The following is a 13219-nucleotide window of genomic DNA, read 5'->3' as shown; positions in this document are numbered from 1 at the left end:
ACAATCAACTCGGACAATAAATTAAAAATAATACTACTCAGAAACAGCTAGTATTTTATCCGACGATGGTTCCCCTAAAACATCTCGCTTAATAAAACGCTCAACTTTAACAAGTTGTTCGTCTGATAAATCCTTCCTCATCATCAAACGAACTAACTCCAACACCTTTGGTCTTTCCTTGAGTAAAGCAACCACATCCGGGTCAGTGGAAGGACAAAGCCGAAACAACACATCCGGGTCAGCAGCTAAAACCTTCGCCAACATTTTAATAACTTCCGGTGAAGGTGGATGTTCCTTACCCCGTTCAATGCGACTTAAATAAGCAGGTGAAATACCGACCAAAGTTGCAGTTTCCCGCAGACCCAGCCTTTGAGCTTCCCGGAGTTGTCTAATTGTTTCCCCAAACTTGCTCATTTCTCCAACCTTTGTTGCCTGTTATGTAACACTAAACAATTGTGCAGCAATGGTCAATAAGTTTTTTTGCGGGTAATCGTAAATTTTGATTGAGTAATTAATATTTTGCAAACATATTACTCGGGTGTCAGCGATGAAAATCACGTTCAAGAAATAGTATAAGAATTGAAAAATTTAATATTATATACCGACTTGCGAAAACTTGAAATTGATTATCAGCATTATTGTGAAATTAAAGATTTGATGAGGGATTGCAATGATTCGGTTTGGTTTTAATCTCTAACTAAACCTTACAGATTACTCAATATGATGAAATAAGAATGGCAATTATTACTAAATTTTACAATCTATCAGAAAACAGAAGGGATAATTATTACGCCTAAGTGCGACATAAATATATGCTTCATTTAGCTGCTAGATGCTGTATTCTTGATTGATAATTGGAAATTCCGTTTTTATAGGACAAAGGAGAACGATAACCTTTATCAATCATTCGTGAATGAATAAAATCAGCCAAAGACGAACAGATAATTTTGTATTGAACTGCCTTAACTAGAATACCCAAAGTACCTGTCAGTCTAATCCCTCGTTCTTTCGCAAATTGTCTAACTATTCCATCATCAGAAGCAAATACCCAATTACGGTTACGGGCGATCGCCATTGTTTCTGATTCTCCTGCGCTAAATTTTTTCCCATACTCCAAAGTAAGTCGCAATTCTACAGCATCATCATTAGGGTTAATTTCATCTGGAGGTGTTTGCAGCCAGCCGTCATCTAAAGCTTGATTAATTGCCCGTAGTTTACGATTTTGCAAACGAACAGATGTGGAAGTGTTGCTAATTCCTGCTTGAATTTCGTGTTGGACAGCTTTAGCAACAAATGCTCTATCTGTGTAGAGTCGTGGAAGGATTTCCAAAACCTGTGCAGGGGCAAGATTACTCAGTACAGAACTACCAAAAATTATTGACGATGCTTCTGGTTCTTGACTTTTTGATTTCACGTTTTCTGTTCTCTTCTCACACCTGTGGATTTAAGCGTTCTTAATATCGCTTAAAAGCTCTAACTCAGAATTGAAACCTAAATCAATAGGAATCTTTCTCGCATTCAATTCATCTTCTGCTTCTTCCCGAGTAATTTCTAACATTTCTGCTAACTTGGCTAAGCTAATTTGACCCAAACGGTATGCCTCAAATGCCATTTCTGTATACTCATCAGGAAATTGATTTACTTTTACTACGCGAGGAATAGAACGACCAATTTTAGCTAGTATTTCTTTTGGTCTTTCTTTCAATAATTTTTGGCATAAACCTTTCTCAATCAATCCAATTTTTTTATCAGCCATACGATACAACATTGCTTTATAGCTAACTCCGAAATCTAATGCCAAATGCATTACAATTTCAGCAGTAATATCAATATTTGACTTCTCTAAATAAGTAGCTAATTGTGGAACGATTGCTTCTTCTGGCATCAAAAAATTGGCAGCAAACCATTGAGCAAAGTATTCTTCTGGTTTGCGGTAATGTCCACTAGGGTCGCAGGTAATACCTTTTTGCTGGCGATGAATCAAATGATGACAATATTCATGTGCCATCACAAAATTAAGCTTATTGCTTGAATATTCTCCCAAATTTTTTTTCACTAAAACGAAGGAGCCTAGTAAAGGTGAAAAAATAAAACATCCTCCTAATTTAGGTGTTACAAGATTCCATCCCATTACCCTTACACCTTCACTTTCCAGAATATTCCACATACTTCTAATTGGGCTGGAAATTGGAATTCCCAATCGGGCACGTTCTTTTGCTGCCATCCATTTTGCTGCTGCTGGAGTAGGCTTAAATACGTTATATAAAGGCTCAGATGATAATGGTTCGCAAATACGATTTAACTTTCGAGCTAAGTACCCAAAATTGCGGTGAAACTGACGAAAACGCTCAATTTGCTTTCTATCTGGGGAAATATCAACTACTTGGTTTGCACTAAAAAGAATTTGAATTGGGTCATCATCTTCAAAATTAATTGCTTCTACTGCTACAGAGACTTCATCAAAAAAAAATAAGATACTCTTGCCGACTAAACGGGAGAAGCGTTCGAGTTCCAGACTATCTACCTTGCGTTTACCACTCTCAATCAAAGACACAGCAGAACGCGGCATATCAAGATGCTTTGCCACAACATCCTGAGACAGCGAAGCCTCTTCCCTAGCAACGCGAATCCGGCGACCTAGTTCTGCGTAATCCATTCTCCTTGTTACCTAAGCTTTGTTTGATAATCTAACACTCAAGTTTATCTTAGCCCGATTTAGCAAAATCTATTTTTTAATTTGTTAGATTGTATAAAGTTATGCTAGCATATGTCTGAAAATCAAACAAAGGTATATGATTACTCAAGCACAATTTCTGAAATTCTTACAAGATATAGAGCCTAGTTACACTACTAAAAATAACGCTAGTTCTTCTCATAGTAGACTCAGAGAATTTTTGAATAAACATCCAGAATTTGGACAATATATATTGACAACTTTCCTTTCCGGTTCTTACAAGCGCGATACAGCAATTAGACCGCAAACCAAAAAAGGTAATACAGAGCGTCCGGATATAGATATTATCGTAGTCACAATTCATACCATTAACGATTCTCCTGCTGCTGTTGTAGAACTTTTGTATATTATTCTGAAGACAGAATATGAAAATATCCGCAGACAAGCTCGCTCGATAGGAATCCAAGCACCTCTTGCTGATATGGATGTCGTGCCAATTATTGCTCCTTATGGGTTAGAGAATACGCTCTATATCCCTGACAGAAAGCTAGAAAAATGGTTAGTCACTAATCCTCCGGGACATACCGTTTGGACAACACAGGTCAATAAAGCAAGTAATGGTAATTTTAAGCCCCTGGTCAAACTAATGAAATGGTGGCGGCGAAACAACCGAACTATATCGAAACATCCTAAAGGATTTGTAATTGAATCCATTGTTGCTGAGTGCATGAACTATCAAGAAAATCAATATGCTGATTTATTCTTAGGTACTTTAGAAGCAATTGTTAGTCGTTACGCTATAGATATTGCGTGCGGACGAGTCCCTTTGATTCAAGATCCTGCTGTTCCCGGCAACTATGTCACTACACAGATAACTTTTGATGCCTTCAAAGGCTTTTACAATAAGGTTAAAGACCATGCAGAATTAGGTCGTCTCGCACAGGCAGAAAAAGACCCTGTTAAATCATTGACTATGTGGAGAGAAATATTTGATATCCGTTTCCCATCATCGGAAACGGCTAATTTCAGCGGACTCTTAGAAACTCCCGCTAGACCTGAAGGTGGTATGACTTTCCCCGATAGACCAATTGTTCCTACTAACAAACCAAGAGGATTTGCTTAATGGACATATGGTTTTTTAGCGATATGCAAAGGCTTTCGAGAGAACGCGAAGCCATACAAAATCTACAAGAGAACGGATCATGGCTGGGGGGAATTAACTGGAGAATTGAAAAACAACTTTGTTTAGACACAGTAATCAGCGTTGATGGAAACGAATATCCGGTTAAGCTTGTATATCCAGACTTCTTTCCTTTTGTTCCTCCTACGGTGTACCCCAGCAATGCAAATGAGCATTGGTCTAGCCATCAATATTATGACGGTGCATTATGTTTGGAATGGGGACCGGATACTTGGCATCATGATGTTACCGGAGCGCAGGTATTAGAAAGCGCTCATAAATTATTACAAATAGAAAATCCTCTTGGAATCGAACATCAATTAGCTCCATCTCGACATTATTTATCTGCTGGTCAAATATTACGCTATGAATACGGTCGATTCTTGGTAACTGAAAGATTAGTAAATTATCTTTCAGATTTACCTGGTGATACTAAAGGCTCGTTTGAATTTACTCTGCAATGGCAAAGCAAATCGGTAATTGCTCTAATTCAAAAGATAAGGACAATTGGTACAGCGATTTGGGAAGATAACTCGCTTCCAGAAGGTTTGCGCGGCTCGGAAGCCGAACAAACATTAGCATCAGGTGTATTCTACAAAACTCAACTTGACTATGAGACAATTGAGGCGATCGCAAACCTTGAAGAGTTAGAACAACTTTTAAATGAAGTTGGTTATTTAGACGGAGACTGGGAAGATATATTAGATGAATCGATATTCGGCGTTCTTCTCCAAGATGATACTGATTGTTTGCATTTTTTTCTAACGTCTAATTTTAACAATGAAAATCGACTATCATCTTTATTGCCTGTCCACTCAAGAAAATGCTTAGTCAATCCTAGAATTCCTGCAAACCTACATAAACTTCCACAAAGAACAGTGGGAATTGTTGGTTTGGGTTCTGTAGGAAGCAAAATAGCATCCTCACTGGCACGTACAGGTATTTCTAGTTTTTTTCTTGTAGACGAAGATATTTTGTTACCAGAGAATATTTGTCGTAATGTCCTTGATTGGCGAAATGTAGGCGAACATAAGGTAGATGCTGTTGCCGAGATACTATCTTGCATTAACTCTAATATCAAAGTTGATGTTTCTAGAATAAACCTCACAGGTCAGGAAGCAAATGTTAGCCTAGACACTGTATTAAAAAAATTAAGTAAATGCGATTTGTTGATTGATGCTACAGCCAATCATCAAGTCTTCAATCTTTTAGCAGGTATAGCCAAAAATTATACTAAACCACTTGTATGGATGGAAGTATTTGCAGGTGGAATTGGAGGAATGATTGCTCGCAGTTGTCCACAAAAAGATCCAGAACCGCAATTAATGCGAAAGGGATATTATCATTATCTAGCTTCAATAGATACACAGTATAATGATTTTGATATGGATAACTACACGTTAGAAAATCAAGATGGAGAAGTGATAGCAGCAACAGATGCCCAAGTAAGTATTATTGCTAGTTATGCGACACATTTTGCAACCGATATTTTACAGGAAAGAGAGTCATCTAATTTTCCATATTCAATGTATCTAATTGGTTTAGCGCAATCATGGATTTTTAAAGCTCCTTTTCACACAATTCCAATTGCCACGGACTATTTGTATCAACAACAAACTACTGCTTCGGCATCCAGTGAAACTGTGACTGATAATTTAACTTTTCTGAAAGAAATACTAGAGAAAAAAGAATAAATGCAAGTTTTACTGCCTAATAAAATTGCACAAAAACTGATGTTAGCTTTGAAGAAAGCTGGCAGTAGAGAAATTGGCGGTATTTTAATGGGAGAACATATTGCAGATGATGTTTATCGGGTAAAAGACCTAACTATCCAAAATCATGGCGGCACTTCTGCATCCTTTGTGCGGACGATACAAGGAATCATCAACCCTCTAAAGCATTTTTTCCGCAAAACGGGCTATGATTTTACACGCTTTAACTATCTTGGGGAATGGCATTCACATCCCGACTTTGCAACGGAGCCGAGTTATACGGACAACAAAACTATGTGGGAAGTTGTAGAAGACCAGCAAGTTGGTGCTAATTTTGTCATATTATTGATTGTCCGATTAAACACTATTGGTGAACTTGAAGGAACAACTACTGTTTATCTACCAGGTCAACAGAGCTTTAAATGTGAATTGATTAAAGAATAATCTTCAGTATGCAACAAAATCACAAGCAATTAAAACCTTCACTTCTAGAACCAGAGTCAAAGGGAGGCGATATAGCTGAGGGTGGCTTCTTTTTTCAAGATAACATCATGATAGCTTACATTCCTAGATGGCTCGCTCAAGAAGGTTTTACAGGTATGATTCGCGAGTCAATAGGAGATATTGAAGCTAATTTCTTTGTACCAGGAGTTGGCTTTGTAAAAGAATTTCTAGAAGTTAAAAATCATTCTCTAAAACCTACCGAATTTTGGAAAGAAATAAAACGGTTCCAAGAAGTAGATGATGGTAGTCCAGGTACTTATCGTTGGTTTACCCTTGTATCAACCGGATTATCTACTGACCTTAAACCTTTAGTTAACGGGTTGCGTCGTCTTCGCGATCCATATAATTTTTACGAGAATGATTCTAGTATTAAAGATAATTCCTTCCAAGATTATGTGCAGATTGTAAAAAAACTTGGAAAAGATGAACAAGTAGCTAAATTTTTATTTGAGAAAGTTTTTATACAACATGAATACAGCATGGCACAAGCTCATGGAGAAGCATTATTTCGACAATCTTTAATTGACCATCTCCGAGAATATGAGGATTTGTCTAATAGAATACTTACAGATATATATGCTAATTTTTTGAAGCTTATACGTCAGCATAAAAATCAACCTATTAGCCGAAAAAAAGTAGAAATCAAGCTACGTGAAAAAATAGATTCAAAACATCTTCCCGAAGTAAATCCTATCTTAATTTTTACTTCACACCAAAAAGAAGCGAAAATTTCTACGACTTCTGGCTTACATTTTAATTGGGCTAATTTTTTTGGTGGTACAACACGTACATATCCGCCTACAAAACAATGGAATCAACAATTACTATGGGAGCTTGAACAAACACGAAATTGGATTATGGAACATCGCGGTGTCACACGAATCCGGCTTACAGGAAACAGAAGGTTAACAGCATCTTTAGCAATTGGTAGTGTATTTTCATCTGTTGCTGGCTTTACAGTAGAAATGAAATACAGAAGTGAAATATGGGCAACTGATGCTCATCCTAATAGTAGTACTCCTGAATATTCACTATCGACTAAAACAGTTGAAAATGGTGGAGAGCATTTAATTATAACTGTTGCAATAATTCGAGATATAGCCGCCGAAGTAGAAGCAAGTTTAGAACATTATGGGCTTGATGGAATGCCCGTACTTCATATACACGGGCAGGAAGCTATTATCTCATCAGAACAAGCAAACCTTGCTGTTAGAAAAATCAAGAATTTAATTTCAGATACTTTAGCGGTTGCTAAAAGCAAACAAGTGCATCTCTTTCTTGCGACTCCAGCACATCTTACACTTTTCTTAGGTCATCGGTTAAACGCGATCGCACCAATTCAATGTTATGAATGGACTTCGCCTCAAAACTATACCCAGACTTGTCTTCTATCTGCAAAATATAATCTTTAAGAGGTCAATAATATCGTTGAAATTATCTCCTATATCCACAGGTGAATTTCTTTTTCCTTGTCTTTGAGCAATAGTTTGTAAACTTTATTTAAGTAAAAGATAAGATTAATTTTATTGAAGATTAATTATTAATACTCTGATATGGAGGTAGTTTACACAAATTGGAGCCGAAGGAATTAGGAAATGTGCTTGTTGACTTATCATCTATTGGCTATAAACTACTTCATTATATAAATTATTAAATTTTCTAAGATGAAATAAAGCCCAATCTATATACCGAGGCTTTTCAATTGCCCATCGCCGATATTTCTACAAGTTTTAACTTGTTGTTCAATATTACAAGCGTTGATTAGCTTTCGGGTTGAAAGTTCTATAATAGCTATCTATTTCACTTTAACGAAATTTGATTTGACAAAATCGTCGCAGTTCATGAACGTAATCTGGCTGTAAGATTTTGATGTTCTTTATCAATATCAAACAATTCCATTTCAGTTTTGTAATCGCCGATTTTTACTTCCATATTAGAAAGCAAGTTTTCGACGTTTGGTTCATCTTTTTGATAAGGAATGTTCTCATCAATTTGAGTTCTGACAACACCAGGGATGAATTGTGTATCTATCATTGGTAATTTGTCATCAACTGCAATATCAACTAAGAAAATCTCGCACATTACAATAAAGATAATCGCAAACAAAACAACCGGAAATAAGATATTGTTGACAGTTTGAATGGTAGTAGAAATTTCAAATGCCGAACAATCAAACAAAAATTTAAACATTGTAGCTCCTCCAAATAATTATTGGATGATTTGTAAATATCACCCAGTAGTGGGGAGATTGAACTCCCCGTACTGAATGCATCTAACAAATCATGCCCATAATCCTGAAGGAAAGAGAGTTTTACTACTTTTTTGTAGCAGATAAACTAAGTTTCCCGAAATTTGCAGTGTTTTCCAAGAGATGAGTAGATAGACACCCTAAGTTATGTATGATAGGTTATTCTTGAATTTCTAGATTGAAGTTGGAAGTTTGATTCATTGTCTTACCCTAGTTTTATTAGCTTTCAACCATCCAATAAAAGTCACAAGATTGTAATTATATTTGAGTTCTTGCGGCACAATCGATTCGTAAGGGTACAACGGAATACCATTCAATAAGAAACGGTATTGTCGTTCAATATTTATATTGAACTTTGGGCAATGGTTAAGCCTAAGATTAATACCCGTATCGCTAATTTCAACAGTAGCAATACCCTTCAACTGTTGAGCAAATTCATCAATTTTAGATGAATAGTCAAATTCAATTACAGTTCGTACTGAAAAATATTGAATGTAAGAAAGCAATCGAGCGTGTTCGCCCAATTCTACTAGTTTGTCTGAATTATCAAGAAGAATTCCTGCCCACGAAAAATGAAATCTACGATTGGTGTAGTCATCCCAAAGAGTTAAAGTGCCGTCGTCATTTTTCATTAAAGTTGCTTGATTTACATCAATGCTTTGATTCAACTGCTCAATTGTCTCTTCACGCTCGAATGGAAAATAAACCCGTTTTTGATGTTTATCGGACTGCCAATCGGGGCAAGTACAATTATCATCCCACCCATATGGATGCATTCCGCAAACGATTTTATTTGCTCCATGAAAATTGCGACATCCAGCACATATTTCTAGATTAAAACTAGAAAATTCCTCGTAAGACGATTTAAATTCCAACTGAGGGCGGTAGAAATCAACGAATTCACAAACAGCATTCCAAGGGTTTGCTTTTAAGGATGAAAATGCTTTTCCAATTAGCTTCTCCTCATCAAAATCGAGGTCAAATAATTCCATTAAGCTATCTTTACGACGTGAATCCAAAAAATCGTAAACAACAACTTTTCGTAATGCTTCATCTTCTATCCTTCCAACAATCAACTTCGTGTCGAGATGAGAACAACCTTCAATTCGCATTATCTGATAAAGATATAGCAAATCATTATTTTCAGTCGTTGGGATACTCCCACTCGACTTAAATACTAAGGGATTAGTATCATTAGAAGCTAAAAATTCCTCCTCATCATCCAACTCAGCATCACTTACAATCGAAGCAACACAAGCAGCAGCGAAAGAAGCAGATACAAACCCAACACTTCCTAGAAGAGTAGAACCCATTCCTAGATATAATGTTTGTTGAATTCGTTTATCTGGTATTGTCTTTACTCCAGCTTTTTCAAGACTAAATAAGCCAGCACCGCCAAAAACTGCTATTGCACCAACAGCAATTGCAGCTAATGAAGTTGCTCCCACTGTCAGATTAATTGCTTGAAATGCTTTGATACAAAATTTCTTAAACATAGTTTATCCCTCTCTAATATAGGTAACAAAAGCAAAAATTACTCTTGCCCCGGCATATTTAAAATTGGGATTTGAGGAAAACAATTAGCCTACGCCTTACTCTTTATTTTCAGAATTAAAATAATTCTGTACTAATATTTTCAGTATCGGCAATCATTTATCCCCAATGGTAATAGCAAGAATTGAACTTACTTTATTGACACTGCAATAATTCCACCAGGAATATCACCCATTAGAAAACTTTCAAATATCATCTTTATTTCGCTCTTCCAAACCAGCAATAAATTCAGCAACAATATCCCTGATTCGCCTATACTTTCTACCATCAGAACGCGATAAATTAAATACCTCTTGTAATATTTGATGCAGTTCGTAACCTCGGCTGTGGAGAGAATGAATTTGAGACTTAATTAAATCATCAAGCTTAATATCAAAAGAAAATTCTTCTTTCTGATTATTTGTAATAAGCGAATCAGTTGTGGATTTATTTGAATTTTTAGCTCTCGTTTGATGATTAGAAGTATTTTCAATTGAAAAGCTAGAAAATTCTAACCCGGAATCCCAACAAGAATTTTCACTAGGGGTACTCATTGCTTGCTTAAGATAATCCCCAAAATCTACTTTTGTACCCAAAAATAAACCCTGAAGACGCATAACACCTTTAGGAGACTTATAAAGCATATCACCACTACCCAATAAACTAGCAGCACGGTTATCATCGGGATTACCTAGAATAATCCCGCTATCTTCTGGACGGGATACCATAAAAGCAACTTTACCCGAACAATTTGATCTAATCAGAGGTTTAATTACGTCTTTATCAGGACGTTGGGTAAACAGAAAAATATTGATTCCCGCAGCACCGGCTTTAGCTAGCAGCTTCATCAAATCCATTTCAATTGAGTCTTTGTAGCTACTGTCTGAAAGTAAATCAAAACATTCGTCTGTTACAGAAACTATACGAGGCATGGGACAATCGGGAAACATCTGATTGTACTCTTTAATATTTTCAACTCCCACCTGTTTAAATTCCTCGTAGCGAAGTTCTTGCTCTGCTACCAAATAGTTGAAAATTTGCAGGGTGTTGGCTGCATCTTCTGCAACGGGTGCTATGAGATGGGGAAGTCCATTGAAGCAAGTCAGAGATACTAATTTAACGTCACTTAAAGCAAGTTTGATCAAACCGGGAGGATAGCGCAATGCTAAATAAAGAACCATTGCTTTTTCAAACTGGCTCTTTCCTCCACCAGTCATACCCCCTCCCAAAGTATGGTAAACATTTGAGTCGCAAAGTGATATTTCAATATAGTTACCATCAACATCCACACCACCGGGGATAACTATTCTATTAATATTAATCTCACTTGTTAAGTCAACGTAATCGTTGAAATGGGCTATCTGTCGTTCAAGTCTGGGAATATCAAACACAACAGCACCCGGTACAACAGATATCATCGGTGGGTTTTCAAAGCTCAATTCTTCTCCCAATTGCTGAACCAAATCGCTACCAAGTCCTTGAACCTTCTTAAAACTAACTCCTTTTTTCAATTTGATTTTGACACGTTTGAAGGTGGGGCCAACTTTAGTATCGACATAGCTACAGCTAACACCGAAATCATTAAGAGTTTCGACTAAGGTGTCACCCACCTTATGATTAAATTTTTCTTCGACTTCAGCAATTTCTTGTTCGGTGCTACTGATTAAATTACCGTTGTAGGGATTTGTTTTACTGTTCGGTAAAGATAAAGATGGAATTTCTCCGCTTTTCTTAGCGACTAATTCGGCTGTTTTATAAACTAGCTGTTTTAGATAAATGTTCTTGGTAGAATCAGCAAGCTTAACTAAATCTTGATAGGATTTACTTTCTTGATATTGCTTATATAGTTCAAGAATGAAAGCATCTCTTTCATATGTACTGATATATCGATTAATTAAAACATACTCTAATGCTAGCTTGGAGAAAGCTAAATCTTCCAAGTTTAATTCTTCCGAGCAAACATTAATTATTTGGTCATAATCGGTACCACTTATTACGGCTTGGTAAATAATTTCAAATAAGTAATCATGGTCGTAGTTTTTAACTGGACGAATAATCTTACTACCAAAATCCGATTCTTGAAGGATATTTGCAACATAAAACTGTTGATCCAAATCAAATAATTGTTCTGCTTCTGCAAGAATATCTCGGTTAGATAATCCCTGTGATTTAAGAACGGTAACAGCTTGATGAATTTCGGTGTTAGTATAATTTGACATATTAACGAACAACCCTCCGAGACAATTGCTTTCGGTAATAGCGACTTAATTCGTTTATAGTTTTTGGATTTTGGTTGTAAGAATTACACGGAAATGAAGCCCAAATTTTACCAACTTTACAAGCAGCTTGAGTAAAATTGCCCGACTCAACATCAGAAATAGCCCTGTTACGACGAATATATTCAATAGCCATCCTATCTTGTGATTCAGGAGAAAAATCTGGCAGGTTTAACTTTGGCTGCAAATCCCACCAAGATTTGTCGAGCATTTGATAAGCACCAGCAGCAGTAGAACAGGTTTTCTTACCATTAATTGGGGCACATTGTTTAATTAACGGATGAGTTGAAAAATTATCAAAAGTGCCATTAAAAACTAATTGTCGATAACTTTGGGTTCCACTTGTCCCGGTTTCAGCCCAGCGAATAGTTGCTAAAAAAGCCTGCATTCGAGGTGAATAGTTAGAGTTTACTTTATGCTTTTCTAAATAGGGACGTGGGTTAACTGGCTTATTATTTAACCTCACCTCGAAATGTAAATGCGGTCCTGTAGACATTCCCGTGCTTCCTATCTTGCCGATTTTTTTTCCTGCTACAACTCTTTCTCCTTGTCTTACAAAAAGCTTGCTAGCATGACCATAAAGGGTTGATTTACCAGCACCATGATTAATAATCACAGCTTTTCCATAACCACCTCTCCAACCAGCAAACTCAACTAAACCTGCTTCAAATGCATAAATTGGAGTACCTTTAGAAGCACCAAAATCAATACCCGAATGAAACTTACGTTCCCGAGTAATAGGGTGAATTCTCCAACCAAAACCACTGGTGATAGGTGAACCTTTTATTGTGGGAAAAGCTGTACTTTTTGAATCGGTAAGCTTGTTGGTGTTTTTCGCTAATCTTTGGAGTAATCTAATTGGTTGTTGGGATTCAACCCATTTTGAAACTTGGGGAAGTGCGATCGCAATGCTCAAAGCCAAAGTAGCAAAAGCATATCCCCAGTTTCTATCGATAGAGAGATTGCTTCCGGACTCTTCCAAATCTACTGTTTTGGTATTGTTACTTTCAATTTCCAGTTTTATTCGCATTCTGACAACTAGAATTGGTGGAACTCAGTAACTTCTCAAAATTGTTGAGAGGATTGTTGCAA

The 13219-nt window shown here is 36.6% G+C and carries 11 protein-coding genes; 4 read left to right on the top strand and 7 right to left on the bottom strand.

Annotation, left to right across the window (positions count from 1 at the left end; all coding sequences use genetic code 11):
- Positions 1-33: 33 nt before the first annotated feature.
- From RIV7116_RS24175 to RIV7116_RS24165, 3 genes are all read right to left on the bottom strand, one after another.
- Entirely contained in the window at positions 34-414 is a 381-nt protein-coding gene (locus RIV7116_RS24175) for a helix-turn-helix domain-containing protein (protein ID WP_015120955.1), read from the bottom strand.
- Positions 415-817: 403 nt separating this feature from the next.
- Positions 818-1414, bottom strand: a complete 597-nt coding sequence (locus RIV7116_RS24170; protein WP_015120954.1) for a nucleic acid-binding protein — start codon at positions 1412-1414, stop codon at positions 818-820.
- A gap of 30 nt (positions 1415-1444) precedes the next feature.
- The gene (locus RIV7116_RS24165; RefSeq protein WP_015120953.1) at positions 1445-2656 is read right to left on the bottom strand and encodes an ImmA/IrrE family metallo-endopeptidase; all 1212 of its coding nucleotides are present in this window, start codon (positions 2654-2656) and stop codon (positions 1445-1447) included.
- A 136-nt stretch (positions 2657-2792) separates the two neighbouring features.
- Between RIV7116_RS24165 and RIV7116_RS24160 the strand changes: the two genes are divergently transcribed.
- The 4 genes from RIV7116_RS24160 to RIV7116_RS24145 are packed head-to-tail and all read left to right on the top strand — an operon-like array spanning position 2793 to position 7482.
- Positions 2793-3797, top strand: coding sequence for a nucleotidyltransferase (locus RIV7116_RS24160; protein ID WP_015120952.1), 1005 nt, complete (start codon positions 2793-2795; stop codon positions 3795-3797).
- On the top strand, positions 3797-5548 hold the full coding sequence (locus tag RIV7116_RS24155) for an E2/E1-associated domain-containing protein (RefSeq protein WP_015120951.1): 1752 nt from the start codon (positions 3797-3799) through the stop codon (positions 5546-5548). Before RIV7116_RS24160 ends, RIV7116_RS24155 begins: the two co-directional genes overlap by 1 nt.
- The gene (locus tag RIV7116_RS24150) at positions 5549-6010 is read left to right on the top strand and encodes a Mov34/MPN/PAD-1 family protein (protein ID WP_015120950.1); all 462 of its coding nucleotides are present in this window, start codon (positions 5549-5551) and stop codon (positions 6008-6010) included.
- An 8-nt stretch (positions 6011-6018) separates the two neighbouring features.
- Positions 6019-7482: an SAVED domain-containing protein gene (locus tag RIV7116_RS24145; RefSeq protein ID WP_015120949.1), complete on the top strand. Its 1464-nt coding sequence runs from the start codon at positions 6019-6021 to the stop codon at positions 7480-7482.
- Between the two features lie 427 nt (positions 7483-7909).
- On the opposite strand, the gene RIV7116_RS24140 is transcribed toward RIV7116_RS24145, so the two are convergent.
- The 4 genes from RIV7116_RS24140 to RIV7116_RS37680 all read right to left on the bottom strand — a co-directional run bounded on the left by RIV7116_RS24140 (position 7910) and on the right by RIV7116_RS37680 (position 13157).
- Positions 7910-8260, bottom strand: a complete 351-nt coding sequence (locus RIV7116_RS24140; protein WP_015120948.1) for a hypothetical protein — start codon at positions 8258-8260, stop codon at positions 7910-7912.
- Positions 8261-8515: 255 nt separating this feature from the next.
- A complete protein-coding gene (locus RIV7116_RS24135; RefSeq protein WP_015120947.1) occupies positions 8516-9814 on the bottom strand; it encodes a hypothetical protein in 1299 nt (432 codons plus the stop codon).
- 243 nt (positions 9815-10057) lie between these two features.
- A complete protein-coding gene (locus tag RIV7116_RS24130; RefSeq protein WP_015120946.1) occupies positions 10058-12070 on the bottom strand; it encodes a DNA translocase FtsK in 2013 nt (670 codons plus the stop codon).
- A gap of 1 nt (position 12071) precedes the next feature.
- Positions 12072-13157 carry a peptidoglycan DD-metalloendopeptidase family protein gene (locus tag RIV7116_RS37680; protein WP_015120945.1) on the bottom strand — a complete coding sequence of 362 codons (1086 nt, stop codon included), beginning with the start codon at positions 13155-13157 and terminating at the stop codon, positions 12072-12074.
- Positions 13158-13219 lie beyond the last annotated feature (62 nt).

The organism is Rivularia sp. PCC 7116 (assembly GCF_000316665.1).
Lineage (GTDB): Bacteria > Cyanobacteriota > Cyanobacteriia > Cyanobacteriales > Nostocaceae > Rivularia.
The sequence above is the reverse complement of the archived record's forward strand: the minus strand, read 5'-3'. Positions and strand labels throughout refer to the sequence as shown.